Source organism: Shinella yambaruensis (genome assembly GCF_022899355.1).
Lineage (GTDB): Bacteria > Pseudomonadota > Alphaproteobacteria > Rhizobiales > Rhizobiaceae > Shinella > Shinella yambaruensis.
Map to the genome: position 1 here is coordinate 1 of NZ_JALJCK010000003.1, position 25,947 is coordinate 25,947.

Sequence of the window (25,947 nt, forward strand, 5' to 3'; positions counted from 1 at the left end):
CTGCCTGGCCGTCGAGGCGGACGTCGGGGAAGTGGAATGAACATCTGCGGCAGTCATGGCTACGTCTCCCGGAGTTCTTAAACATTGAAAAAGACTGCGCGCCATTGCCGCTCTTCGCCTTGACCGGCGTCAAAGCCCATCACGAATGCAAGGCTCATTCTCTCCTGCGTTCAAAACTTCGAACCCCGCAAAGGAGATTGAGATGAAGGCTCTCGTTTACGAAGGTCCGGGACGGAAATCCCTCATGGAACGGCCGCTGCCCACGATCGCGGCGGCGACCGACGCCATCGTAAAGGTGACGCGCACAACGATCTGCGGAACCGACCTGCACATCCTCAAGGGCGACGTGCCGACCTGTACGCCCGGCCGTATCCTGGGTCACGAAGGCGTGGGCATCGTTGAAGAGACGGGCGCCGGCGTGACCCAGTTCGCCAAAGGCGACCGCGTCCTGATCTCCTGCATTTCCTCCTGCGGCAAGTGTGAATATTGCCGGCGCGGCATGTATTCCCATTGCACGACCGGCGGCTGGATTCTCGGCAATACGATCGACGGGACACAGGCCGAATATGTCCGCATCCCTCATGCCGACACCAGCCTCTATCCGATCCCCGACGGCGCGGACGAGGAAGCGCTGGTCATGCTGAGCGACATCCTGCCCACCGGCTTCGAATGCGGCGTGCTGAACGGGAAGGTGCAGCCCGGAAGCACGGTGGCCATCGTCGGCGCCGGCCCGATCGGGCTTGCGGCGCTGCTGACGGCACAGTTCTACTCCCCCGCCGAGATCATCATGATCGACCTCGACGACAACCGGCTTGCGTGGCCAGCCGCTTCGGTGCGACGCAAACGGTCCGGGCGAGCGGCGGCGACGCGGCACGCCAGCTCCTGGCCTTGACCGGCGGCAAGGGCGTCGACACCGCGATCGAGGCCGTCGGCATCCCGATCACCTTCGAGCTTTGCCAGGAGATCGTCGCGCCTGGCGGCGTCATCGCCAATATCGGCGTGCATGGCGTCAAGGCCGATCTGCATCTGGAGAAACTGTGGTCGCAGAACATCGCCATCACCACGCGGCTGGTGGACACGGTCACGACGCCGATGCTGCTGAAGACCGTGCAGGCGGGCAAGATCGACCCGAAGAAGCTGATCACCCATCGGTTCAGCCTCGATCGGATCGGCGAAGCCTACGAGACCTTCTCCCGCGCGGCCGATACGCATGCCCTCAAGGTCATCATAGAAACCGGCAGCGCGCTGACGATCCCGGCCGAGGCGATGGCAAACGACTTTCTGGACACCGCTCTCATGACCCATACGGGGCTCATGTTGCATGTGCGCGCGGTCAAGCCGGAGGACGAGCCGCTTCTGGCGGAATTCTTCCGACATGTAACGCCCGGGGACCTGCGCTTCCGGTTTCTTGGCGGTGTCCGTGAAGTGAGCCACGAGCGCTTGCTTGCCATGACGAAGGTAGACCATGTCACCACGGAGCACTTCCTCGCCTTCTCCGGCGGCAGCGACGCGATTATCGCAGCGGCGCTCGTGGCCTGCGACCCGTCGATGACGAAGGCAGAGGTGGCGATCTCCGTGCGCGCCGACGACAAACACAAGGGCGTCGGCTGGGAAATGCTGCGCCATGTCGCCCGCTACGCGCAGGCCCATGGCGTCAAGACGCTGGAATCGCTGGAAAGCCGAGAGAACCACGAAGCCATCGAACTCGAACAGGAGCAAGGGTTCGTGGCGGTTCCCTACCCCGACGATCCGACCTTGGTCCTCATCCGCAAGGATCTTCGCTCAACCTGATATCGTTGCTACTGTCCGCGCCTCGTCAAAGCACGAACTCCTGATCGAGGCGCGGCACGACGCTCGGCCATCCAAGCTCGCGCCCAATGCGGATGCGCAACGCCTCCGACGCTTCCGGCTCGCCATGGACGATGAAGATGTTGCGCGGCGGGCGCGGGCAGGCGGAGAGCCAGCGCATCAGTTCGTCGGCATCGGCATGGGCCGAGAGCATGTCGAGATGCGCCACCTCCGCGTTGACCGGCACCCAGGCCCCATGGATCTTCAGCTCCTTGGCGCCGGCCTGAAGCGAGCGCCCCTCGTGCCGGCGGCCTGGAAGCCGGCAAGCAGGATCGTGTTGCGCGCGTCAGGGGCAAAGGCTTTCAGATGATGCAGCACACGGCCGCCCGTCGCCATCCCGGATGCGGAGATCACGATCTTCGGAATAGGGCTCGTGCTGATCGCCTTCGAGGCCTCGACGTCGTCGGTGTAGCGCGCGATGCCACACACCGCTTTGCAGGTTTCAAGATCGAGCCGATGGTCTTTGAGGTGCTCGTCCATCAGCCCCGTCGCATTGATGGCCATGGGCTGTCGAGGAACAGGGGAACGTCGCCAAGAAACCCCGCCTGTTTCAGTTTCCAGAAATAGTAGAGCAATTCCTGCGCCCGGCCGACGGCGAAGGCCGGCACGACAACCGTGCCGCCGCGTCTGATCGTCCGCTCGACGATTGCCCGCAAGGCATCGGCCGGATCGGTCTTGTCGTGGATGCGGTCGCCTTATGTGGATTCGATCAGGATATAGTCCGCCTCTACCGGGCGAGCGGGGTCCGGCATCAGCGGATCGCCGTAACGGCCGATATCGCCGGAAAAGACGATCCGCTTGCCACCCCATTCCAACTCCACCCATGCCGCGCCAAGTATATGACCGGCGCGGTGGAAACGGAACCATGCTCCATTGGAAAGCCGCACCGTCCGGCCGAATTCGGCGGTCGAGAAGTGCTCCACGGCATTTTGCGCGTCATGGACGGTGTAGAGTGGGAGAGCCGGCTTATGGCGGGAGAGCTTGTGTCGATTGAGGAATTCCGCGTCCTTTTCCTGCAGATGGCCGCTGTCCATGAGGATCAGCTCCGCCACATCGCGGGTGGCGCGCGTCGCATAGACCTTGCCCTGGTAGCCCTCGCGCACCAGACGCGGCAAATACCCGCTATGATCAAGATGCGCATGCGTCAGGATCACCGCGTCGATATCGCGTGATGAGACCGGCAGGGGCGTCCAATTAAGGTCGCGCAGGTTTTTCAGGCCCTGGAAGAGACCGCAATCGATCAGGATGCGATAGTCGCCGAGGCAGAGCAGATGCTTCGAGCCGGTGACGGTTCCGGCTCCACCGAGCGATTTCAATGACAGCATGGTTCCCTCCCCCTCGCGGACCGCCTTGCCCACGTCCATGCAATCCGGTTTGCTCCGGAAAGAGCGAGGCTCTACTGCGGCAGCGACCCACCAGCGGCGAAATGCCCGCAGGCCGTGTCGGTGATCGTATCGACACCCCGGCGTAATTCATCCAGCCCCGCCAAGACGGATTTCTCGGCAAATTCGGTCTGGCAGACCAGCATATTCAAAGGATCGTCGCACTCCGCAAGGTTCTGCAGATGGGCACACTGGTCCCGAAGCAGGCGGGACGTCGCCCCGAGCCAGTGCCTGTACATCGCCATTGCGATCTCGAAAGGCGCCATAAGAAGTGGATCGGCAGCCATGGGGGAAAAGGTTACCGCAATTCGCTCCGCATCTGCCGCATTCTTCGCGGACATGACGAACTCCCGTTTCGATTAGATCGCATTCTAGGCGGTTTCGCGCAATGAAACTTGATCTACGTCAACGGAGATAAAGACTGCCCTGTGTAGGGTAATATTCGATCCGCTACCCGTTCATGAGGTTGTCTTCAGCGGAAACCCACTCCTGCCGAAGGAGACACCCATGAATGCTCCGGCGAGCGAGATGTTGGCCTCCCGGCGGATGACGGATCTGCCGCCCGTCCCCCTGGGTGGAGGAACTGGGAAGCGAAGCCTTTCGCGCGATCGACCGCATGCGGGAAGCGATCGCCGGCCAGTTCAGCGCCGGCATGTCGCCTGCTGCCTTCGCACTTGCCCTGTTCGACTGGTCGGTCCACCTCGCCTCGGCCCCCGGGAAGCGGATGGAGCTCGTCGACAAGGCGAACCGCAAGGCGGTCCGCCTGCTCTGCCACCTTGCGGCCGTGGCGGCAGCACCGGATGTGCCGCCGTGCATCGAGCCCCTACCCGGCGACTACCGCTTCTCCGACGAACGCTGGAGGAAGCCGCCCTTCAGCATCTGGGCTCAGGCTTTCCTTCTCCAGCAGCAATGGTGGCACAACGCGGCAAAGGAAGTGCCGGGTGTCGCGCCGCACCACGAGGACGTGGTGCCCTTCGCCGCCCGCCAGATCCTCGACGTCTTTTCCCCCTCCAACATGCCTTTCGCCAATCCGGAGGTGATGGACAGGACGATCCGGACCGCCGGGATGAACTTCCTCGACGGTTTCCGCAACTGGATGGAGGATGTGAGCCGCCTCGCGACCGGGCAGCAGTCGGTCGGCACCGAGAATTTCGTCGTCGGCAAGAACGTCGACGTGACCCCGGGCAAGGTGGTCTACCGCAACCACCTGATCGAGCTGATCCAGTATGCGCCCGCGACGGAGGGCTGCAGGCCCGTCGCCGATGCTCCCGGTACCTATGTTTTCCAGAGGTGAACCGCTGATGGACGAATTCCTCCGCAACCGGACCTTCGATGAACTGCAGCCCGGCGACACCGCGTCGATCGTCAGGCTCGTCGGGCGCGACGACATCGACCTGTTCGCCGCCATCTCCGGCGATCAGAACCGGCGCATCTCGACGCCGCCTTCGCGAAAACCGGCTCTTCGGCCATGTCATCGCCCATGGCATGTGGACGACGGCCCTCGTCTCGGCCGTGCTCGGCACGCGGTTGCCGGGGCCGGGTACGATCTATCTCGGCCAGGACCTGCAGTTCCGCAAGCCCGTCGCCGGCGGCGCCACAAGGGAGGTTTCGTAATGATGATCCGGGAAATGACGCACAACCAATGCACGGCAATGGTTGCCGAAAACCGCGTGGCGAGATTGGCCTGCGCGGAAAACGGCATCCCTTATGTCGTCCCGATTTCCTACGCGCATTCGGGGAACCGTCTCTATGCCTTCTCAATGCCTGGAAAGAAACTCGACATCCTTCATGCCAATCCCCGCGCCTGCCTGCTTATCGAGTCTTTCGAAAGCAAGCAGCACTGGAAAAGCGTGGTGATCGACGTCGCCTTTCGCGAGCTTCCGGATACCAATGAATTTCACGACGAACGGCTGAAATCCTGGTCGCTTCTTGCGGAGGATTTTGACTGGTGGGAGCCAGGGGCGCTCAAGCTCCAACCGCAAGCAACGGTCGCTGCATCGCCTCACGTCTTCTTCGAGTTCGAAATCGTCGAGATCAGCGGCCGTGAGGCTTCGGCGGAAACAGGATGAGCGGCATCTAGCGGAGCGCCCTCAAGGCATTGAGGATAACGGCCACGTCGATCGCCTCCTGGAGGATCGCACCTTCGACGGGCTGAAGATATCCGCATGCCGCTGCGATCATCGCCACGATCGACAGCGTAAGGCCTACGGACACACTCTGAAGGGCGATCCGGCGGCTTCGGCGCGCAATTGCAATGGCCTTCGCGAATGGCGCAAGCTCGTCGACAAGGAGCACGACGCCCGCCGCTTCCGAAGACGAGGCCGTGCCGCGGGCGCCCATGGCAACGCCGATGTCGGCCGCCGCGAGCGCCGGCGCGTCGTTGACGCCGTCTCCCACCATCATCACCGGACCGTTTCCGGTCTCCTTTCTGACTGCGTCGACCTTGGCTTCCGGCGTCAGATCGCCGAGGACGGCATCCATGCCAAGTGCGTTGCCGACAACATGCGCGATCTCCGTGCGATCGCCGGACGCCAGCACGAGCCTCCGGATGCCTGCCGTCCGAAGATCCGCCAAAACCGACAACGCATCTGCGCGGACCTGGTCCTTGAGAACGATCATGCCCGCGAGCGCTCCATCTATAGCGACTGCCACAGTCATCGAGGACCGCATCTCGGGCGTGATCAGGTCATGCGGATCCTCGCAGCCGGATACGCGCTGCACAAATCCACTCCCGCCGACAACAATCCGTCGTCCCTCGACATAGCCCTCTATGCCGGTGCCGGGCACTTCCCGCACACTCTCCGGCTTCGACAGAGACAGGCCCCTTTCGGCGGCCGCACGGATCAGGGCAGCGGCAACGACATGGCCGGAAGCCTGATCCAGGCTCGCAGCCGCCCCTAGCACCGCTTCCGCTGTAAAGGACGATACCGTCCTGATGTCGACTACCGCCGCCTGACCATGGGTGAGCGTGCCGGTCTTGTCGAGAACCGCAGTCTGCACGCGCCCCAGCATTTCAAGCATGCCGCCGTTCTTCACGAGAACGCCGATGCCAGCCGCCTTCGACATGCCGGAAATAATGGCAACCGGGACCGCGAGGATCAGGGGACAGGGTGTTGCGACGACAAGGACGGCAAGCGCGCGGATCGGATCCTCCGAAAAATACCAAGCGCCGCCCGCGATGACGAGGGTCAGAACCAGGAAGCCCATCGCGAAACGGTCGGCCATGCGGACCATGGGCGCCTTGCTAGCCTGCGCGGCCTCGACCAACCGGACGATCCCGGCATAGGTGCTTTCGGCGGCCGTCCGGTTGGCGACCAGATCGAAGGCCGCGCCCACGCAGGTCGAGCCGCTGAGCGCCTCGGTTCCAGGTGGAGCGGGCTGTGGCAGAGGCTCTCCGGTCAAGGCCGCCATGTCCAGTGCCGCGCCATCGCCGGAGACGATCCCGTCCACCGGCAGCACTTCACCCTGCCGGATGAGCAGCCGGTCTCCGGGCCGTATCTGAGAGATGGCGACCTTCTCGAGCCCGGACGGGCCATGACGCATGGCAAAATGCGAGATGCGGCCCATCAGGGCCGTCATTTCGCGGCGCGCGCGCCCTTCTGCGAAGGATTCCAGCAACTGGCCGCCCGCGTACATCAAGCCAACGACGTTTCCGGCAAGCGGCTCGCCGAACGCGATCGCCGCAGACATGGAAAGCGCCGCAACGATATCGAGCCCGGCATCTCCCCGGCGCAATGCACTGAAAACCTGGAGGAGCAGACTGGCAAGGACGGCCAGCGTCGCTGCGCTCCAGACAAGATGAGCGTAGCGAGCGGCCTGCCACGATAAGACCAACCCGGTCACCAACCCACCGGCGGCGATTGCGACCAGGATCACGCTCGAATATCGTTGCCAGAGGCCTTTGTCCGCTTGTGGCACGTTCTCTGCTCCTATCGGCAGAATGCGAAGTGAGTAAGCCCACAAACGGGAGCACTCACCTTGCGCAAGATCAATTCCGGGAGCGGCGATTTCTCTACAATGAAGATCAATAAGCGCCCGCCGCGACTTGGCCGGCTGGTTCATTCTTGACGGCTCTGCAAATGGATATGCTCATAGCCAGATTGGGTCTCGCGTTATCGATCGGTCTTCTGGTCGGGCTCGAACGCGGCTGGCAGGAGCGGGAGGCTCCCGAAGGCAGCAGAACCGCCGGCATGCGCACGTTCGGGATATCGGGACTTCTTGGCGGCGTGCTGGCGGCCATCGCTCAGACACTCGGCTATCCAATGGTGTTTGCAATCGGTTTCCTGGGCTTCGCCGTGACGCTGGGCGTGTTCAAGCTGCGCGAGGCGCACTCGGATTCCGATTATAGTGTCACCACCGTCATGGCGGGACTTGGCGTTCTGGCGCTCGGGGGCCTGGCTGTTGCTGGCGATGCGCAAGCAGCGGCTGCCGGAGGTGCAGCCCTTGCGGCCACGCTTGCAAGTCGGAACGTCCTGCATGGCTTCCTGAAGCGCCTGACCTGGATGGAACTACGCTCTGCATTGATGCTTGCCGTCATGACGGCGGTGATCCTTCCGATCCTGCCGGACGAGGCCATCGACCCATGGGGAGGGCTCAATCCTTGGAAGGTATGGTTCTTCACCGTCCTGACCGCAAGTCTTTCGTTCCTCGGCTACGTCGCCGTCAGGATCTTCAGAGCGAGCAAGGGCTTCATGCTGAGCGCGATTGCCGGCTCCCTCGTCTCGTCCACCGCGGTCACCATGGTTCTGGCGCGAACCGCAAAACGCTCCGCCGATCCACTTCCGCTTGCCGGCGCTGCGGCGCTCGGTGCGGCCGTGTCCATCCTGCGCGTGATGGGGCTGATCCTGCTGATCGACCCGGCAGCGATCATTGCCGTCGGCCCGACCGCCGCCACGGCCGCGGTCGTTTTTACCGGATCTGGGCTTGCAATTTTCTACTGGCGGCAGGACAAGCCGTTCGCGGACGTATCGGCCAGTAATCCCTTCGAGATCGGTCCACTCCTGATCTTCGCGACGATTTTTGCGGCGGCCGCCATCGCCAGCGCTGTTCTCGTCTCGCATTTCGGTAGCTCCGGACTTTTGGCCACAACCGCATTGACAGGCGCTGTCGATGTCGACGTTGCCGTGCTGACGGCTCTGCAAGTGGGCCGGGACGTCATACCGATCGATGTAGTTGGAAAGGCAATCCTCATCGCCATGGCAACAAACGCCTTGTGCCGTGCAGGCATCGCAACCGTGCTTGGACCTTCGTCTTTCAGCGCACCGTTTGCCGGCCTCACGATCATCGCTGGCGCGTCAGCGTTTGCCGCTCACACCATCATCGCCGTCATGTAACAAGCGCGCTCAGCGGCATTGCCGCCGAGCACAGGAAGGGATGATCAGCCGACCGTCATCCGCCAAAGCACATTCGTCTTCCAATAAAACTGATGCGCCAGCGCACCGAGGACATGGAGGCCGACAACAACCCACAGGACGGCCTTGAGAACATCGGCATGGAGGTCGCCTGCACCCTCCATGCCGAAGTAGTAGGCAGCGGCGCCAGTAACCGGCATTGCGATAAGAAGAAGGTAAAGGGTCCATTCGGAAACCTTCGCAACCAACTTGAACATCGGCGGTTCCCCTGATGGCGCAGCCGGCACGCCCTGGACCTGCCGAAGCAAAAGGCGAACCGCCACGAGAACGAGGATCGCGATGCCGGCATAGGCGTGGATGTTGGCACTTGCCACCTGTTCGGCGCTCGCCGCACCGGTTTGCTTCATGCTTCTATTCCACGCATTCATGCCGTCCGGAAACAACAGGTTGAAGAAGACGAGCCCTGCGGTGAGCCAGTGCAAGACGCGCTGCGGGAGGGAAAACGAGAGCGATGGGGTCGTAGCCATGGACGTGGTTCGCCTTCTTTCGTGTGGCGGCTCTAGGAGGGTGCGGTCACTTCGTCACCGTCAGCACGGCGTGCATCCCCGCCTCGTAGTGGCCCTTGATGTTGCAGAGCAGGAGGTGGGAGCCCGGAGCAAGTTTCGCCTTCAGCTTGCCATCCGTGCCCGGTTTCAGATCCGATACTTCGCCGAGACTTTTCAAATGTTTCTCGTCCACCCGATGTTTGGAGGCGACGACACCGATCTTCTGATCGACCGACTTCAGCTTGACCAGGACCATTTCGTGCTCTTCCGTGAGCGCATCGTTGTGCACCACAAAGGTCGTCTCCCCGGCCTTTATCGTGGGATGGTCGAGCGTGAGATTCATCGGGCCGCCGCCTTCCCCACTTTCGATGACCTTGACGGTGTTCGCTGCCCATGCCGGCGAGGTGATTGCGACGATAGCAAGCGCGGCGAAGATATTGCGACGGATGTTCATGTCGGCTTCCTCTTTGCTGGAGCTGCGCTTGGGAATAAGTCGCCATGCTGACAGATGCCTGAACGATACCGAAAAGCACCGAGAACTCAGGATGAGTGCCCCGACGCAGGATATCCATCGGGGCATTTACCGCACCATGAAGACAGGCACGTCGCATTTCTCCAGGATCGAGGCGGTGACGCCGCCAAAAATACGTTCTCGCAGGCGCGAATGACCGTAGGCCCCCATGACGATCATATCGCAGCCGAGTTCGAGCGCATGTTGGCGGATCACGTCTTCCGTCGGTCTTTGGCCGCTCGCGATCTGCTCAACCACGACATTTGCACCATGACGGGACAGGAAGGTCGCCATGTCGGCGCCCGGCTCTCCACCATTCTCGAAGTAAGAAGAATCTGGATCGACGATGATGAGGCGGACAGTATCGGCGTCTTTCAGCATACCAATAGCCGCCTTTACGGCGCCGGCCGCTTGCGGGCGCGAGTTCCAAGCTAAAAGAACGCTTTTTGGCTTCAGGGTGACGCGGCCTGCCTTCGGCATCAAGAGTAGAGGTGTACCGACATTGAACGCTGCCGCCGCGATTGCAGCCTTGCGAAGCTCGACATCTGAACGAATCCCCTCCCCGGCAACGACCAAATCGGCGTACATCGCCCGCGTGCCGATATTGCTTTCGATGATGAAGCGATCATCGTAGATATGATTGACTTCGAACGACACACCACCTTTCCTGCAGCGCTCGTCAGCGATGCGTCGAACGTCGACTACCTCGTCGATTTCCCTTTGGCGCTCATTCAGCCAGGCGGCCGCGGCCGGGTAGTCGGCGCCGAACGGCGATATTGCGGCTCGCAACGCCATGACGGAGAGATGCCCCTCGACTTCTGCTGTCAGCGTTACGGCTTTGTCGATATCCGCCTCGGTGTTTGTCGTGCCGATGAGCGAGAGTATGGTCTTGAAAGACATTTCTGAGCTCCTTCACCAGAATGGTCAGGCAATGTAGGAAAGCCTAGCCCTCAACACCTTGGTGACGCGATGATCTGCGTCAAAAATTCTGCCGAGCCGCTCAGGCTTGACGGCACTCCTCAGAGCCCCATGTCGGGCACTCCGGATTGCGCCGGTTTCTCCTCGGGAATTTCCGTCATCGTCGCCTCGGTCAATAACAAGGTGCTCGCGACGGAAACCGCGTTCTCCAGGGCCACGCGCACGACTTTGGTCGGGTCGATGATGCCGGCCTCGACAAGATCGACATATTGCTTGCGCCCGGCGTCGAACCCGAAGTTCTTCTCGCCCTCGAGCATTTTCGCGACCACGACGCCACCATCGGCGGCGGAATTTTCCGCGATCTGGCGAACGGGGGCCTCGAGCGCCCGCTTCAGGATTTGAACGCCGGTGCGCTCGTCGCCGTCGACGCGCTTCTCCTCCTCCTCGATAGCCGCGATGCAGCGCAACAGCGCCAGGCCGCCGCCGGGCACGATGCCTTCCGCAACGGCCGCCTTGGTGGCGCTGATCGCATCGTCCAGCGCGTCCTTGCGCGATTTCATCTCCGACTCGGTCGGTGCGCCGACCTTGATGACCGCCACGCCTCCGGCCAGCTTCGCCAGCCGCTCCTGCAGCTTCTCGCGGTCGTAGTCGCTGGTCGTGTTGTCGATCTCCCGTCTTATCTGCTCGATCCGTGCCTTGATCGCCTTGCTGTCTCCGCTGCCACCAACGATCGTCGTGGTCTCCTTGTCGCAGACAATACGGCGAGCGCGCCCGACCTGCCCGATCGTCACGTTCTCCAGCTTGAGCCCCAGTTCCTCGGAAATGACCTGCGCGCCCGTCAGGATGGCGATGTCCTGGAGCATGGCATTGCGCCGGTCGCCAAAGCCGGGGGCCTTGATCGCGCAGCTCTTCAAGGTGCCCCGGATGTGGTTGAGGATGAGGGTGGCAAGCGCGTCCCCCTCCACCTCCTCCGCCACCACGAGCAGCGGGGAACCCGATTTGGCAACCTCCTCGAGAAGCTTGACCAGGTCGTTGAGCGAACCGATCCTGCGGTCGACGACCAGCACGAGCGCATCCTCCAGCACCGCCTCCATCTTGTCCGGATCGCTGACGAAATAGGGCGACAGGAAGCCTCGGTCGAATTGCATGCCTTCGACGACATCGAGCACCGTCTCGGTGGTCTTGGCCTCCTCGACGGTGATGACGCCCTCATCGCCGACTTTCTCCAGCGCCGCGCCGATCAACTCGCCGATCGCCGTATCGTTGTGGGCCGAGATCGCCGCGACCTGCTCCTTTTCCCGCCGGGTCTGAACCGGCTTGGAAATCTCCCTCATTGCGTCGATCGCGCACCGTGTCGCCCGATCGAGACCGCGCTTTATGTCGATCGCGCTGGCACCCGCCACGACGTTGCGGATACCGTCCGCAAGGATGGCGTGGGCGAGGATGGTCGATGTGCTGGTGCCGTCGCCAACCATTTCCCCGGTCTTCTCCGCGGCCTGCCGCAACATGCGCGCGCCGAGATTTTCCTCGGCGTCCTTCAGGTCGAACTCCTTCGCGATGGTAACGCCGTCATTGCAGACAAGGGGCGCGCGCCACTTCTTCTCGATGAGGACGGATTTGGAGCGCGGCCCGAGCGTAACCCGCACGGCATCGGCAAGCTGTGTGGCGCCTCGCAGGATCTTCTCGCGGGCCTCCGAGCGGAACAGCACCTGTTTGTGAGCCATCACTTTGCCCTCTTCGGATATCGCCGGTCGCCGTTTGCGACGACCAACCGCTCGACGCATCCTGCCATCGAGCGGGATACTTCATATTGACGCGGATCAATCGCCGTCCGTTCGGCGACCACCGCCGCGTCCGGTCGACATCGTCGATGGCCGGTTTGACATGCGTCAAAGCTTTGGATCGCAAATTGCCCAATTCTTTCCGGGTGGCGGCTCGCACTTCCTTCCTCTTGGCAAGTGCAGCTGTTGAGATGGCAATAAGTCCGTAGAGCCGCCGCTGCCCGTCCTGATGACACATCGACCCACCGACGCGGCGGCACCCAACAAACGTGAGTTCAGGAGACGTGTCGATGCTCCCTTGCAGCCAGGCGGACGCCATCGCATTTCTGGCGCGCGGCGGCGATCCTGCCGCCAAGACGGAAATCCTCGAAACGCATATTTCCCGGATATTCCTCACCGGCGATCGTGCATTCAAGATGAAACGCGCGGTGAAGCTGCCCTATCTCGATTTCTCGACACCCGAACTGCGGCTCGCCGCCTGCCGGAAGGAGGTCGAATTCAACGCGCCGACCGCTCCGGGGCTCTACATCGGCGTGCGGCGCATCACGCGCGATACTGACGGTCGGATCGTCTTCGACGGGAGCGGGATGCTGGTCGACGCGGTCGTGGAGATGACGCGTTTCGACCAGTCGCTTCTGCTCGACCGCATGGCGGACGCGGGCGCGCTGACGCCCGGACTGATGACGCAGACCGCATGCATGATCGCCCATTTCCACAATCAGGCGCCCGTCGTACATGCCGGCGAGGGTGCGGCAAACCTTGCCGCCGTCCTCGACATCAACAAGGCAGGTTTCGCGACGAGCCATGTTTTCAGCCGGGAGGAGGTGAATTCACTAGACGCCTCCTTCCGCCGGGCGCTGGCACGCCATGCCGAGACGTTGAACGAGCGCGAGACCATCGGCAAGATACGCCGCTGTCACGGCGATCTGCACTTGCGCAATATCTGCCTCTTCGACGGCCAGCCGCGCCTGTTCGACTGCATCGAGTTCAACGACCGGATCGCGACCGTGGATGTGCTGTACGATCTGTCCTTCCTGCTCATGGACTTGTGGCATCGCGGCCTCCCGCACCTCGCCAATCTGGCGGCGAACCGGTATCTGGACGAAACGGAGAACGAGGATGGCTTCGTTCTCCTGTCTTTCCTGATGGCCGTAAGGGCGGCTGTCCGGGCGCATGTGACCGCGACGCAAGTCGAAGAGGACGGGGATCCGTCGGGCGACCTGTCGGCACAAGCCCGGTCCTATTTCGACCTCGCCAGGCACCTGCTTCGCGAGCAGCCTGCGCAGCTGATCGCCATCGGCGGGCTAAGCGGGTCGGGCAAGACCACGATCGCGGAGGCGCTGGCCGCCGGCGTCGGCGGCGCGCCGGGCGCCCGCATCGTCGAAAGCGACCGCATTCGCAAGGCCATGCATGGCGTGTCGGCCGAGACGCGCCTGCCTGAGAAAGCCTATCGACCGGAAATTTCCGAGCTTGTCTACCGGGAGATCGCCTGGCGGAGCGGTCTCATCCTGGCCGAAGGCGGAGCGGTCATCGCCGATGCCGTGTTCGACCGCCCGGCGGATCGCCAACGCATCGAACAAGTTGCACACGAGCGCAACCGTCCCTTCCTCGGCATCTGGCTTGACGTCTCTCCCGATGTGCTGTGGCGACGGGTCGAACAACGCCGCGGCGGTCCATCCGACGCCACCGTCGACATCCTGTCACGACAGTTGCAGAAGGATTTGGGCAAGGTCGGCTGGCGCCGGATCGATGCCGCGCGCAAGCCGACGACAATCGTCTCCGACATTCTCTCGATGGCGGCCGATCGCATCTACACCGAGAAGGGAACGCCGGCCACTCCAAGCTGAAGCGCCGGATGGATCGTGAAACGGCGGGAAATGCTTAGCCAGCACCGTGCCGACCGACATCGGCCTCAAGCGCTCGATACAAGTCCTGAGGCGGCAGTTTCGTCAGATCCTTGGCGATCTCCTTGACGACAGCCCGACGGAGCATCGGCGGAAGCCTGAGACGGATGGCGCCGAGCATGCGTGGCTCGGCCACGACGACGACACGGTCGAATTCCTGCGCGCCATACGCCCGCATCAGCGTATCCAGCATCATGCCGGCAAATCGTGCCTCCTGCTCCTGAACGGGCTGGGAGTGATACTCCATGGCGGAGCGCCGCGTACCCTTCGCGGTGATGCTTCGACCCGGCCGATCCGTCATGATTTCACCCAGCTTCTTGTGATCGATCTCGAAAATCAGATCGTCCAGCCGGTTGCCCGTTTCCGCATCGGGCCGCAGCTGGCGGATGATCCGGCCGCGCGATCCATCGGCTATCAGTATCCAGGTCCTGTTCGTTCTCATCGGCTTTGCCCTAGCTTGTAAACGGTCACGGCGCATGAAACCGCCGCCAGACACCGTCTCCATTTTGACAATACGGCGGCAAACCGCGTTGATTCCCGTCAATCCAGGCCAATGCCTTCACGGCCTGTTCGACAAGCCCGACAAAGGGCCGTGAACCGAACCGCGATCTCCCCGGCCGCGCAACCGCCGTACACGCTCGCGCGTCAGAGGATGCGTGCGCAGGAGGCGGAGATCGGGCATGCGCCGGCCGGGGAACATCGACTCCCAGAGATTTCTTTCCGCGCCTTCCAGCTTCCAGAGGGCGGCAACAAGCGCCTCCGGATCGCCCGTCAGCTCGGCCGCGGTCGCGTCGGCCTGAAATTCCCGCGTGCGCGACAGCGCGAGTTGCAACAAGCTTGCGATCGTCGGCGAAACGATCAGCAGAACGATGGTCATCCAGGAAGCCGGATCGTGCTCGAGAGCGGTCAGCGGAATGTTGAGGAGCAGCAGGAGAATGCCGGCATTGGCGAAGATGCCAGCCACCCGCGAGAACGCATCCGCCAGCGCCATGATGCGCAGGTCGTTGTTGCAAATATGCGCGATCTCATGCGCCATGACGGCGGCCTGCTCGCGCGGCGTGAGTAGCGCCAGCAATCCTCTGGAAACCATAATGGCCGCATCGGAGGGTATGCCGACAGTCAGTGCCTGTGGCGCGAGGTTCGGCAGATACCAGATACGCGGGGTCGCGAGCAGACCGGCGCGTTCAGCAAGGGCTCTCGTCGCTGCCTGAAGATCGCGTAGTTCGCGAGGGGAGAGCGCGCGAGCGCCATAGGCGTAAAGAACCAATCGAGGCGGCAAGAACGATGCGATCGTCGCCCCCAGCGCAACGGTGAGGAAGGCAGCGAGCATCCCGCTCCAGCCCATCAGTCCGTAGGCGGACAAGACCACGACGAGCGCAAGGCCAAGCACGATCACCGCCGATTGCACGGCGTTGATCAGTCGTTTTTGCCAACAAGGTCTGCCAAATCGAGCCTGTCTCGTCGTTTCCATTCCAAGTTTCCTTAGAAAGAAGCGTCCGTCTATTGTGTGGCCGGTTGCGCATTTGTGGGCTGGGCCGAGTCAACTGGCGCAGACGCCGGCGACGTGAAAAACGAATAGCCGACCAAAGCCAGGATGATCACGATAGCGATATATACGGCGATCTTCGCATTCCTGTTCATGACAGCCTCCATGATAGAATAAAAACAACCTTCTAAGATTCAGCACGCGAAGACGCTTTGCCGTGGATCAATCCGCCCCTGAAATCGAAGAAGCGAACACCTCCTCGCGGGCTCCATCCTCTGGAGAACCCCTGCCGCCTATCCCAGCAATTTCGCCTGTTCGAGGATTTCGACGTGGCGAGGCGTCAACAAACGGATGACGCCGTCGCCCTCAAGCGCCCGCAACATGCGTGCGAGCTTCGTGGTCGACGTGCCGAGATAGGCGGCCAACGCGATCCGATTGATCGTCACCGTCGTAATGGGATGGTGCCGGATGGAGACGACCGTCCGGTCCGTGTCGAACGGCCGATATATCAGGCGCAAAAGGTAGTATCTGAGCTTGTCGAAGGGGGTTCACCACGCCCATGGTAAAGCCATGATCGCCGCATAGAGACACGCTCGCGCCGCGCGCAAATCGCCTGGTACATCCAAGCCCGCGTGAAAGCCATTCCACACCATCGAGCGCTGACGCCATTGCGCAATGAGAATGGAACGACGGATCGAGGAGGAATTTACCGCTCTTTCTCTTGGCCATTGCCGAACACCAATGAAGGCGATTTCACGCCTCAATAGTTTCCGCGTGAAGGAAGGCAGTCATTGCTCCAGATCAATATGGACGGCACCGACGCCACGAAGCAGCGGCACGGAGAGCAGGTCTCCACCACGAGGACAAGGCGCAAGGCGTTCCGGCGTTCGACACGTCCACTGGACGCCGCCTCGTCACGGTTTGACCGGCGTCAATGAGGCAAATCGTAAGTCGTCTATTTTGTTTCCATGATCAGGTCACCCATCCCATTCCTGGATAGAGCAGATGCGGGCCGTCAGTTGGCGGCCAAGTTGGCCGCACTCGCCCCCGATCGTCCGCTCGTTTATGCCTTGCCCCGCGGCGGCGTGCCGGTGGCTGTGGAAATCGCACGTGCGCTGCGCGCGCCGCTCGACCTCATTCTTGTGCGCAAGATCGGTGCGCCCGGTGCAGCCGAGGTGGCGCTTGGCGCTGTGGTGGAAGGCAAAAGCCCGGAGACGGTCATCAATGAAGATGTTCGCAAAGCCACAGGCGTTGATGATGCCTATCTCGAACGCGCGCGCCAGCACGAACTCATCGAACTGGAGCGGCGCCGCGCACAATATCTTGGAAGCCGCACGCGCCTGGAGCCGACCGGACACACCGCCATTGTCGTCGATGACGGCCTTGCCACAGGGGCGACGGCGAAAGCCGCGCTCATCGCGATCAAGCGCCAGGGCGCAGAGAAGATCATCCTCGCCATCCCCGTCGCACCGGAAGAAACGCTGGCGGAACTGCGCCGGCATGCCGATATCGTCGTGTGCCTGCATCCGGCGACGAATTTTACGAGGGTCGGTGCATTTTATAGCGATTTCCACCAGCTTACCGATGAAGAAACCATCGGGCTGCTGCGGCAAGAATGGGCGGAGGCCGGCAGCACGGCGTCCGATCCCGACCGGCGCCGGATTGCGGTTCCCCCGCTCGGGCTGGTCGGCGATCTGTGCGTGCCGCCGGACCCGCGCGGCATCATCCTGTTTGCCCACGGCAGCGGGTCGAGCCGGCTGAGCCCTCGCAATATCGCCGTTGCCGACCGGCTGAATTCCGAGGGATTTGCAACGCTTCTTCTAGATTTGCTGACAGCGGATGAGGCGAACGACCGCCGCAATATCTTCGATATTCCCCTGCTTGACGAGCGCCGGCTCGAGGCCGCAATCTGGATCGGAGCGGAGCCGGATATCGCAGATCTGCCGCTGGGCCTGTTCGGCGCGAGCACCGGTGCCGGGGCCGCAATGCTGGCGGCAGCGGAACTCCAAGGCCGCGTGGCAGCGGTGGTCTCGCGCGGCGGTCGCCCCGATCTGGCCGGTCCGCGCCTGGCCGAAGTCAAAGCGCCGACCCTGTTCATCGTCGGTGGCGACGACCAGGAGGTTCGCGCGCTGAATCGCAAGGCGTTGGCTTCCCTCCAATGCGACAAGCTGCTGAGGGTCGTCCCCAACGCCACTAACCTGTTCGAGGAGCCCGGTGCGCTGGAGGCGGTGACCGAGTTGGCGAGCGCCTGGTTCCAGCATCATTTGCCGCCGCCGGCGCAAGTCCGTACGCCGGCACCAGTAGAGCGGCAAGCGGCGGCGTCCATATCCACGGCCGCCGCCCTGCGGGCAGCCGCCGAACCGCTGCCTTCGCTGGAGAACCCCGAATTCTCCGCCACCTTCGATCGGTTTGCTGAAGCACGCGTCGTACTGCTCGGCGAAGCCTCTCACGGCACGTCGGAATTCTACCGCGCCCGCGCTGCCATCACGCGACGGCTGATCGAGCGGCATGGCTTCACGATCGTTGCCGTCGAGGCAGATTGGCCCGATGCCGCATCGATTGACCGCTATGTGCGGCAACGCCCGCACCGAGCCGTGACGTCGGCGCCCTTCTCCCGGTTTCCGACGTGGATGTGGCGCAACAAGGACGTCGACGCCTTCGTCCGCTTTCTGCGCGATCACAACGCCGCCCGGCTGCCTGACCAAAGGGTCGGCTTCTATGGACTCGACCTTTACAACATGACGGCATCGATTGCCGCAGTGCTTGCCTATCTCGACCGCATAGATCCCCAAGCCGCGACTGTGGCGCGCGAGCGCTATGCCTGCCTTTTCGCCTTGGTCGCGCGAGCCGGCCGCTTATGGACGCGCTTCGCTGACCCGAGGCTATGCACTATGCGAGCGGCCGGTAACGCGCATCCTCGTCGACCTCCTGCAAAAGGAACTTCAGTATGCACGCCAGAATGGCGCCGACTTCTTCGACGCAACGCAAAACGCCCGTCTGGTGGCCGATGCCGAACGCTACTATCGGACCATGTATTTTGGCGCGCACGAATCGTAGAACCAACGTGACCGGCACATGTTCGACACCTTGCAGAATATCCTCGAGCAGGCGGGCCCTAGCTCGAAGGCCGTCGTCTGGGCACACAATTCCCATATTGGCGATGCGCGATTCACAGAGATGGGCTTGGAACGAAGTGAACTGAACATTGGCCAGTTGTGCAGACAGGCTTATGGACACAACGCTGTCCTTATCGGCTTTGGCACGCATTCGGGCACCGTTGCGGCGGCCTCGGAATGGGATGCACCGATGGAGGTCAAGGCTATACGGCCGTCTCGGCCGGACAGTTACGAGGCTTTGTGCCACGACGTCGGTGTTGACCGTTTCCTGCTGGACTTTCGCGCCGGACACGATGACCTCCGCCGCGCCATGGCCGAGCCGCGGCTCGAGCGCTACATCGGCGTCATCTATCGGCCTGAAACGGAGCGATGGAGCCATTATAGCCATGTGTCGCTAGCCGCCCAGTACGATGCTTTCGTCTGGTTCGACGAGACGAATGCGGTCATCCCTCTGCCGACGAAAGTAGTCACCGGAGAGGACGCGAGACCTATCCCTTTGGGCTCTGAGCCAAAAGGGAGCCGGCTGGGAAATTAGCAATGGATGAAGGGCAGTAGAAATGTTGAATACCATCCACACCAGCGCAAATTCCGAAACAACCTGCCAGGAAGAACCTGAATCTGCTCAGTCCACCCACCTCGTCGATTTTCGGTTAGTCCGCCTGCAGGAAGGTGGGTGGAGGCTTCATGTCATGAGTGCACGCGCGCCTTATTGGCTTCATGCAAATCACTTGCACTTGTGCGAGGCCGGCATCACATTCGATCTCACACGAGAAAATGATTTTCTTCGAAACGCTCGTAAAGATGGCTTCAAGACGGAGTATATTTGCCCTGTTTCCCGTACCGTCCTTTGATTGGCTTGCCCTGGACTCGATTTTATTCAGATAAACCCCGATAATGGATAAGTTCTCTTTAAGTACAATCGCTCGCCAGTGAGGAGTATATTTCTCATGCAAGAAATCGCTCTTGAAGACGTCTACCAGCTCATGGAGCCGGGTCCGGTCGTGCTGCTCATCACTTGCAACGAAGGCCAACCCAATGTCATGACCATGTCATGGCATATGATGGTCGACTTCGTCCCACCATTGGCTGCGTGTGTCGTGTCGCGCAGAAACCTTTCCTTCACCGCACTGCGACAGTCCGGCCAATGCGTCATCGGTATTCCTGGCGTCGAACTGGCGCAAAAGGTGGTGGACATCGGCAACTGTTCCGGTCGCGACGTCGACAAATTCGCTCGGTACGGTTTGACGCCTTCAGCGCCGAAAAAAGTGGCAGTTCCCTTGATCAAGGAATGTTTTGTGAACCTTGAGTGCAAAATCAAGGATCCGCGGCTCATCGAAGATTACGATCTGCTTGTTCTAGAGGTCGTAGCGGCATGGCGCGACCCCGAACGGAAGACTTGCAAGACCTTTCACCATCAAGGTTATGGCTCCTTCGTCGTAGACGGCCAAGCGATCAGCCTGGCATCGAGGATGCCATGACGACAGCGAGCCGCGACTTCCGATCGAAGAGTGCGGAAAAACCGCGACATCAACTGTCGACTCCCGACATGGCAGGTATCAACCGGACCGTGGCCGGAAAACTCCGGGAGTATGCCGATCTTCTCGTCCAACAGGGCGAAGGTGGTTTTCGCTCGCGGGCCTTCCAAAAGGCCGGAAACGCCGTTGAGGCCCTACCACGTGGCGTAGACGAAATCCTTGCGGCTGAAGGCCGAGCAGGTCTGGTCGCCCTGCCGACCATTGGATACGGGATTGCAGCGGCGATCGCGGAGATGCTGGCAACCGGGCGCTGGAGTCAGTTGGATCGGCTCCAAGGCGAATTCGCACCCGAGACACTTTTTCAGACGATCCCCGGTATCGGACCCCGGCTGGCCCGGCGATTGGCGGAAGACGGTCATTTGGAGAATCTTGCGGATCTCGAATATGCTCTGCACCTCAATGACCTCAGCATCAAGGGAATCGGGAAACGCCGCAAACGGATGATCGCCGATGCGCTCTCCGAACGGCTCGGACAGCCGTCGCAAATCCTCATCGCAAGGAAATCAGTGCCATCGGTGACCCTGCTTCTCGATGTCGATCGAACATATCGCGAGCGCGCGGCTGCTGATAAACTGCGAAAGATTGCGCCGCGGCGGTTCAACCCGAACGGCGAAGCGTGGCTGCCGATTATGCATATGCGGCGGGCGGGCTGGCATTTTACGGTGCATTTCTCAAACAGCCGACTGGCGCATGAACTGCGGAAAACCCGTGACTGGGTGATTGTTCATTTCCAACGCGATGGCGAGACGGAAGGACGCTGTACCGCGATAACCGAAACGAGCGGCCCTATGATGCGCAAACGTGTCATTCGAGGTCGCTGAGGGATAGTTGTGATAAGCCTGCTTGATCGAAACCGACCGATATGTCGGGCGAGCAGCCTGGAAATGAAACTCGGCCTTGACTCGGATGACTGGCTTGGGACCGCCGACGACAGGTCTGCTTCTGAGATTGCTTCACAAAAAGCAACGAGTTTGAAGACTCCAGGTTCTCGGGGAACTTCCTGCCATTGCCGCTGCGAGGTTATGAGTGTCAACTTTGGTTGACAGGTCTATAATATCCATTATTCTGGATATATGGATGACAACACAGCGATAGCGGCGCTCGGCGCCTTGGCCCAGGCCACGCGGCTGGAGACATTCCGTCTTCTCGTGCGGCACGAACCCAACGGCATTCCGGCTGGAGAGCTGGCCCGCCTCATCGACGTGCCGCAGAACACCATGTCGGCGCATCTTGCGACGCTGTCGCGGGCGGGCCTCGTCACGAGCGAGCGGCAGAGCCGGTCGATCATCTATCGCGCCGATCTTAATGGCCTGTGCGAGCTGACCCTGTTCCTGCTCAAGGATTGCTGTGGCGGATCGACGGAGCTTTGTGCTCCGCTGATTGCCGAGTTGGCGCCTTGCTGTGTACCGGAGGCGACGCTGTCATGAGCACGGTCCGGCTGGAGCAGGTTGCCGGCACCGACGCCAGCCTCAAGGCGGCCTTGGCGAACGCACATTTACCGACCGACGACATCGAGGATGACGGCCGGACCTTCTTCAAGGCCATAGTCGCAGATGGTCGGATCGTCGGCTTCTCCGGTGTCGAGCTATGCGGTGTCGATTATCTCCTCCGATCCGTCGTCGTGCTTTCCGAGCATCGAGGGCAAAGTCTGGGCCGTGCCGTCGTCGAACAGACATTGGCGCGTCTCGACCGCGGCGACGTCTTCCTCGCGACGACGAACGCAGCGCCGTTCTTCGCGCGCATCGGATTTTCCGAAGTGCCGCGGGACAGCGTGCCCGCATCGGTGCTGGCGACGCGCCAGCTTTCCTCCATCTGTCCATCATCGGCGACCATCATGAAGCGCACCAGGCCGCCAACCTAACCACGGACCACGACCATGACCGACAAGACCTACACCGTGCTGTTCCTCTGCACGGGCAATTTCGCGCGCTCTATTCTCGCCGAATCCATCCTCAACAAGGAGGGCGGCGGACGGTTCAAAGCCTTTTCCGCCGGCAGCCAGCCGAAGGGCGAGGTCAATCCGCACGCGCTGAAGGAGCTGGAAGCGCTCGGCTATCCGTCGACGGGCTTCTCGTCGAAGAGCTGGGACGTGTTCGCAAAGCCCGGCGCCTCGCGAATGGATTTCATCTTCACCGTCTGCGACAGCGCCGCCGGTGAAGCCTGCCCGGTCTGGATCGGCCATCCGATGACCGCCCATTGGGGCGTCGAGGACCCGGCCGCCGTCGTCGGAACCGAGATGGAGATCCAGCGCACCTTCGCCCAGGCGGCCCGTTTCCTCAAGAACCGGATCGCGGCCTTCGTCAGCCTGCCGTTGGAATCCATCGACCGCATGGCGCGCGGGACGAAGCTTCGCCAGATCGGCGCGATGGAAGGTTCGACTTCACCGCAGCGAAAGTCCGCCTGATGTCCACGTTCGAACGCTACCTGACCATCTGGGTGTTCCTCTGCATCATCGTCGGCGTGGCGCTCGGCCATCTCATGCCCGGCCTCTTCCAGATCATCGGCGCGGTTGAGGTCGCCAAGGTGAACATTCCCGTCGCGATCCTGATCTGGCTGATGATCATCCCGATGCTGCTGAAGATCGATTTCCGGTCCCTCGCGCAGGTCGGCACCTTCTGGCGCGGCATCGGCGTGACCCTGATCATCAACTGGGCCGTCAAGCCGTTCTCGATGGCTCTCCTTGGCTGGCTCTTCATTGACTGGCTGTTCCGCCCCTACCTGCCTGCCGACCAGATCGATTCCTACATCGCCGGGCTCATCATCCTCGCCGCCGCCCCCTGCACGGCCATGGTCTTCGTCTGGAGCAATCTCACGCGCGGCGAACCGCTGTTCACCCTCTCCCAGGTCGCGCTGAACGATGCGATCATGGTCGTCGCCTTCGCACCGATCGTCGGCCTGCTGCTGGGCCTTTCCGCCATCACCGTGCCGTGGGACACGCTTGCCCTGTCAGTCGCCCTCTACATCGTCGTACCGGTCGTCATCGCGCAGGTCATCCGCCACCGGCTCACGGTTGACGGAACGACGCGGGTACTGGATGGCGTGCTTGCCAAGCTGCAACCGATCTCGCTGGTGGCGCTGCTCGCAACGCTGGTTCTTCTCTTCGCCTTTCAGGGCGAGCAGATCATCGCCCAGCCGGCCGTCATCGGCTTGCTTGCCGTCCCGATCCTGATCCAGGTCTATCTCAACTCCGGACTTGCTTATCTACTCAACCGGGTCGCTGGCGAACGGCACTGCGTTGCCGGCCCGTCTGCGCTCATCGGCGCCAGCAACTTCTTCGAACTCGCGGTCGCAGCCGCCATCAGCCTCTTCGGCTTCCAGTCCGGTGCGGCGCTCGCCGCCGTCGTCGGCGTTCTCACCGAGGTCCCGGTGATGCTGTCGGTCGTGTGGATCGTGAACCGCTCGAAGGATTGGTATGAGGCCGCCCCCGCCGTTTCCCGAACCACCGTCACCGAACGGCACTGACCATGGACGCAACCATCTATCACAACCCCGCATGCGGAACGTCCCGCAACACGCTGGCGCTGATCCGCGCGGCCGGGATCGAGCCTGTTGTCATCGAATATGTGCAGGATCCACCGACGCGCGAGCAGCTTGCGACGATGATTTCGGATGCCGGGCTGACGGTCCGGGAAGCCATCCGCGAAAAAGGCACGCCCTATGCCGAACTCGGTCTCGACAACCCGGACCTGACCGACGGCCAGTTGCTCGACGCGATGATCGAAACGCCGATCCTCATCAACCGTCCCTTCGTCGTGACACCGCTCGGCACCAGGCTCGCCCGCCCGTCCGAGGCGGTGCTCGACATCCTGCCCGATACCTTCAAGGGGCCGTTCTTCAAGGAGGACGGCGAACAGGTTCTCGACGAGGAGGGAAAGCGCATTGCCTGACACGTTCCGCTCGACCAAGCGCGACGCATGAGCAGACGACGAAGCTTGAGAAGCGCGTGCCGTTGCGCTCAGCCTGACGGGTTCGGCGTGGCGATGGGGCTCCGCTTCGCCGCCATCGCGACCGCGACGAAGGCGGCGATGCCGACAGAGCCGAGCACGGCGCTCAACGCGAGCGAGGCGCCGATACCAAACTGTCCCATCGTCGCCGCAAAGGCGAACGGGGCCGCAGCGCCCGCAGCCAGCCTGGCGGCTGCCATCTTTCCGGTCAGTGCGCCATAGCCATCCGAGCCGAACAGATAGAGCGGCAAGCTGCCCTGGGCGGTGCTGTTGATGCCGGATCCGAGGCCGAGGCAGATCGAGAAGGCGACCGCCCCGGGAAGCCAATTGCCGGACAACGCCAGGATGACGACGCTGAGGACCATCAAGCTCGCGGAGACGACGGCAAGGCCCGGCGGCGCAAGGCGCGTGCCGAAAACCATGTTGACCAGGCGGCTGAGAACCTGCGCCGGGCCGAACAGCGAGCCGATGACGACCGCGGCGCTTCCGAAGCCGAGCGTTCCGAGCATCGGCACCATATGGGCGAGCATGGCGCCGAGGGTGAAGCTCAGCAGCGCGAATCCCGCCGACACGATAAGCACCGCACCGCGCCGGCGCTCTGGCGGAACAGCCCCGACGACAGGCTCGCGCATCGGTCTCTGCCCGCCGGCCGCCGCAACCTTTCCCTTCCGCATGATCCAGACGTGGAACGGCATGCAGACGGCGATGTTGAGCCCGGCATAGACGAGGTAGATCTCGCGCCAGGAGAGATGGCCGAGCAGCACCGTGGTGATCGGCCAGAAGATCGTGGAGGCGAAGCCGGCGATCAGCGTGAGATAGGTGATGCTTCGCGATGCGGACCGGGGATCGGCTTCCACCAGCGCCGCGAAAGCGGCCTGGTACTGGACCATGCCGGACGCTATTTCCAGAAGGACGATGGCGAGGGCAAAAATCGCCACGGACGGCGACCAGGCGCACAGCATCAGGGTTAAGGCAGACAGCAACGAGCCGATCGCCATCACCGTCGCCGCACCGACGCGGTCCATCTGCCGGCCGACATAGGGCGCCGACAAACCGCCGACGAAGAGCGACGCGGAAAACACGGCAAAGACCTGCGCGACGGTGACGCCGAGATCGGCCGCCATGCCGGGCGCCAGGATGCTGAAGCTGTAATAGAGGGTGCCGTAGCCGATGATCTGGGTCAGGCCGAGCGCGGCGACGATGCCGACGGGTGCTTTCGGGTCACGCAACGACGTCGATCTCGCCGCAGGCAGCATCCGTCCCGCAGCAGCCGTCGGATCGCTCGACGCTCTCGCGGATGGTGGGATGCCCGGCACAGCAATCTTCCATCAGGAATTTCACGAGATCGGCAAGAGCATCGTAGCTGGCGCTGTAGACGATCGAGCGGGATTCCCGCCGCATCGCGATCAGGCCCGATCGCTCCAACTCCTTCAGGTGGAAGGAGACGTTCGACGGCGAGACGCCCATGCGCTCGGCGATCAGCCCGGCGGCCAGCCCGTCCGGTCCAGCGACGACCAGCGTGCGCACGATAGCAAGGCGAGTCTCCTGCGATAGGGCTGCAAATGATGCGAGGGCTTGACGCTCGTCCATATTTCAATAATCCTTTAATCATTGAAAAACAGGAGT

26 protein-coding genes and 3 pseudogenes are annotated in these 25,947 nt (G+C 62.2%); 15 read left to right on the plus strand and 14 right to left on the minus strand.

Annotation, left to right across the window (positions count from 1 at the left end):
* Positions 1–202 precede the first annotated feature (202 nt).
* Positions 203–1,233, plus strand: a pseudogene (locus tag MUU56_RS07235) (zinc-dependent alcohol dehydrogenase family protein); the annotation flags it as partial.
* Between the two features lie 261 nt (positions 1,234–1,494).
* Positions 1,495–1,791 (plus strand): annotated as a pseudogene (locus MUU56_RS32795) (GNAT family N-acetyltransferase); the annotation flags it as partial.
* A 25-nt stretch (positions 1,792–1,816) separates the two neighbouring features.
* Here MUU56_RS32795 and MUU56_RS32895 read toward each other — a convergent pair.
* From MUU56_RS32895 to MUU56_RS07250, 4 genes are all read right to left on the minus strand, one after another.
* Positions 1,817–2,035: an MBL fold metallo-hydrolase RNA specificity domain-containing protein gene (locus MUU56_RS32895; RefSeq protein ID WP_425314244.1), complete on the minus strand. Its 219-nt coding sequence runs from the start codon at positions 2,033–2,035 to the stop codon at positions 1,817–1,819.
* Positions 2,036–2,052: 17 nt separating this feature from the next.
* The gene (locus MUU56_RS32900) at positions 2,053–2,352 is read right to left on the minus strand and encodes a hypothetical protein (RefSeq protein WP_425314245.1); all 300 of its coding nucleotides are present in this window, start codon (positions 2,350–2,352) and stop codon (positions 2,053–2,055) included.
* Positions 2,353–2,543: 191 nt separating this feature from the next.
* A complete protein-coding gene (locus MUU56_RS32905) occupies positions 2,544–3,173 on the minus strand; it encodes an MBL fold metallo-hydrolase (RefSeq protein ID WP_425314246.1) in 630 nt (209 codons plus the stop codon).
* Positions 3,174–3,244: 71 nt separating this feature from the next.
* On the minus strand, positions 3,245–3,571 hold the full coding sequence (locus tag MUU56_RS07250) for a hypothetical protein (RefSeq protein ID WP_244766661.1): 327 nt from the start codon (positions 3,569–3,571) through the stop codon (positions 3,245–3,247).
* Between the two features lie 233 nt (positions 3,572–3,804).
* Between MUU56_RS07250 and MUU56_RS07255 the strand changes: the two genes are divergently transcribed.
* Together MUU56_RS07255 and MUU56_RS32800 are read left to right on the plus strand one after the other, a co-directional pair.
* Positions 3,805–4,524 (plus strand): poly-beta-hydroxybutyrate polymerase N-terminal domain-containing protein, encoded by a 720-nt coding sequence (locus MUU56_RS07255; protein WP_398431874.1) that lies wholly within the window; start codon positions 3,805–3,807, stop codon positions 4,522–4,524.
* A 7-nt stretch (positions 4,525–4,531) separates the two neighbouring features.
* Positions 4,532–5,299, plus strand: coding sequence for a pyridoxamine 5'-phosphate oxidase family protein (locus MUU56_RS32800; protein WP_317633307.1), 768 nt, complete (start codon positions 4,532–4,534; stop codon positions 5,297–5,299).
* Positions 5,300–5,306: 7 nt separating this feature from the next.
* On the opposite strand, the gene MUU56_RS07270 is transcribed toward MUU56_RS32800, so the two are convergent.
* Positions 5,307–7,292 carry a heavy metal translocating P-type ATPase gene (locus MUU56_RS07270; RefSeq protein WP_244766663.1) on the minus strand — a complete coding sequence of 662 codons (1,986 nt, stop codon included), beginning with the start codon at positions 7,290–7,292 and terminating at the stop codon, positions 5,307–5,309.
* Between the two features lie 17 nt (positions 7,293–7,309).
* Between MUU56_RS07270 and MUU56_RS07275 the strand changes: the two genes are divergently transcribed.
* The gene (locus tag MUU56_RS07275; protein WP_244766664.1) at positions 7,310–8,563 is read left to right on the plus strand and encodes an MgtC/SapB family protein; all 1,254 of its coding nucleotides are present in this window, start codon (positions 7,310–7,312) and stop codon (positions 8,561–8,563) included.
* Between the two features lie 44 nt (positions 8,564–8,607).
* On the opposite strand, the gene MUU56_RS07280 is transcribed toward MUU56_RS07275, so the two are convergent.
* The 4 genes from MUU56_RS07280 to groL all read right to left on the minus strand — a co-directional run bounded on the left by MUU56_RS07280 (position 8,608) and on the right by groL (position 12,279).
* Positions 8,608–9,108, minus strand: a complete 501-nt coding sequence (locus MUU56_RS07280; RefSeq protein WP_244766665.1) for a cytochrome b — start codon at positions 9,106–9,108, stop codon at positions 8,608–8,610.
* Between the two features lie 46 nt (positions 9,109–9,154).
* The gene (locus tag MUU56_RS07285) at positions 9,155–9,580 is read right to left on the minus strand and encodes a copper resistance protein (RefSeq protein ID WP_244766666.1); all 426 of its coding nucleotides are present in this window, start codon (positions 9,578–9,580) and stop codon (positions 9,155–9,157) included.
* A gap of 126 nt (positions 9,581–9,706) precedes the next feature.
* Positions 9,707–10,537, minus strand: coding sequence for a universal stress protein (locus MUU56_RS07290; RefSeq protein ID WP_244766667.1), 831 nt, complete (start codon positions 10,535–10,537; stop codon positions 9,707–9,709).
* Positions 10,538–10,656: 119 nt separating this feature from the next.
* Positions 10,657–12,279 (minus strand): chaperonin GroEL, encoded by a 1,623-nt coding sequence (gene groL / locus MUU56_RS07295; RefSeq protein WP_244766668.1) that lies wholly within the window; start codon positions 12,277–12,279, stop codon positions 10,657–10,659.
* 347 nt (positions 12,280–12,626) lie between these two features.
* Here groL and MUU56_RS07300 point away from each other — a divergent pair, with 347 nt between their 5' ends.
* Positions 12,627–14,183 (plus strand): bifunctional aminoglycoside phosphotransferase/ATP-binding protein, encoded by a 1,557-nt coding sequence (locus tag MUU56_RS07300; protein ID WP_244767141.1) that lies wholly within the window; start codon positions 12,627–12,629, stop codon positions 14,181–14,183.
* 34 nt (positions 14,184–14,217) lie between these two features.
* Here MUU56_RS07300 and MUU56_RS07305 read toward each other — a convergent pair whose 3' ends face one another.
* The 3 genes and pseudogenes from MUU56_RS07305 to MUU56_RS07315 form a co-directional block, all read right to left on the minus strand.
* Positions 14,218–14,784 carry a host attachment protein gene (locus MUU56_RS07305; protein ID WP_244766669.1) on the minus strand — a complete coding sequence of 189 codons (567 nt, stop codon included), beginning with the start codon at positions 14,782–14,784 and terminating at the stop codon, positions 14,218–14,220.
* Positions 14,785–14,799: 15 nt separating this feature from the next.
* Positions 14,800–15,711, minus strand: coding sequence for a zinc metalloprotease HtpX (locus MUU56_RS07310; RefSeq protein WP_244766670.1), 912 nt, complete (start codon positions 15,709–15,711; stop codon positions 14,800–14,802).
* Between the two features lie 308 nt (positions 15,712–16,019).
* A pseudogene (locus MUU56_RS07315) lies at positions 16,020–16,247 on the minus strand (helix-turn-helix domain-containing protein); the annotation flags it as partial.
* A gap of 510 nt (positions 16,248–16,757) precedes the next feature.
* Between MUU56_RS07315 and MUU56_RS32910 the strand changes: the two are divergent.
* The 9 genes from MUU56_RS32910 (at position 16,758) to arsC (ending at position 24,264) form a co-directional block, all read left to right on the plus strand.
* Positions 16,758–18,794 carry an erythromycin esterase family protein gene (locus tag MUU56_RS32910; protein ID WP_425314247.1) on the plus strand — a complete coding sequence of 679 codons (2,037 nt, stop codon included), beginning with the start codon at positions 16,758–16,760 and terminating at the stop codon, positions 18,792–18,794.
* Between the two features lie 7 nt (positions 18,795–18,801).
* Positions 18,802–19,377, plus strand: a complete 576-nt coding sequence (locus MUU56_RS32915; RefSeq protein WP_263194037.1) for an erythromycin esterase family protein — start codon at positions 18,802–18,804, stop codon at positions 19,375–19,377.
* Between the two features lie 412 nt (positions 19,378–19,789).
* Complete coding sequence (locus MUU56_RS07330; protein ID WP_244766672.1) at positions 19,790–20,320, plus strand: flavin reductase family protein; 531 nt, start codon at positions 19,790–19,792, stop codon at positions 20,318–20,320.
* A complete protein-coding gene (locus MUU56_RS07335; RefSeq protein ID WP_244766673.1) occupies positions 20,317–21,198 on the plus strand; it encodes a helix-hairpin-helix domain-containing protein in 882 nt (293 codons plus the stop codon). Before MUU56_RS07330 ends, MUU56_RS07335 begins: the two co-directional genes overlap by 4 nt.
* 252 nt (positions 21,199–21,450) lie before the next feature.
* Positions 21,451–21,804 (plus strand): ArsR/SmtB family transcription factor, encoded by a 354-nt coding sequence (locus MUU56_RS07340; RefSeq protein WP_244766674.1) that lies wholly within the window; start codon positions 21,451–21,453, stop codon positions 21,802–21,804.
* Positions 21,801–22,238 (plus strand): arsenic resistance N-acetyltransferase ArsN2, encoded by a 438-nt coding sequence (gene arsN2 / locus MUU56_RS07345; protein WP_244766675.1) that lies wholly within the window; start codon positions 21,801–21,803, stop codon positions 22,236–22,238. The genes MUU56_RS07340 and arsN2 overlap by 4 nt, the downstream gene beginning before the upstream one ends.
* 15 nt (positions 22,239–22,253) lie before the next feature.
* Positions 22,254–22,781, plus strand: coding sequence for an arsenate reductase ArsC (locus MUU56_RS07350; RefSeq protein WP_244766676.1), 528 nt, complete (start codon positions 22,254–22,256; stop codon positions 22,779–22,781).
* A complete protein-coding gene (gene arsB, locus MUU56_RS07355) occupies positions 22,781–23,839 on the plus strand; it encodes an ACR3 family arsenite efflux transporter (protein ID WP_244766677.1) in 1,059 nt (352 codons plus the stop codon). The genes MUU56_RS07350 and arsB overlap by 1 nt, the downstream gene beginning before the upstream one ends.
* A gap of 2 nt (positions 23,840–23,841) precedes the next feature.
* A complete protein-coding gene (gene arsC / locus MUU56_RS07360; protein WP_244766678.1) occupies positions 23,842–24,264 on the plus strand; it encodes an arsenate reductase (glutaredoxin) in 423 nt (140 codons plus the stop codon).
* Between the two features lie 68 nt (positions 24,265–24,332).
* Here arsC and arsK read toward each other — a convergent pair whose 3' ends face one another.
* Positions 24,333–25,577, minus strand: a complete 1,245-nt coding sequence (gene arsK, locus MUU56_RS07365) for an arsenite efflux MFS transporter ArsK (protein ID WP_244766679.1) — start codon at positions 25,575–25,577, stop codon at positions 24,333–24,335.
* On the minus strand, positions 25,543–25,911 hold the full coding sequence (locus tag MUU56_RS07370) for an ArsR/SmtB family transcription factor (RefSeq protein WP_244766680.1): 369 nt from the start codon (positions 25,909–25,911) through the stop codon (positions 25,543–25,545). Before MUU56_RS07370 ends, arsK begins: the two co-directional genes overlap by 35 nt.
* Between the last annotated feature and the right edge of the window lie 36 nt (positions 25,912–25,947).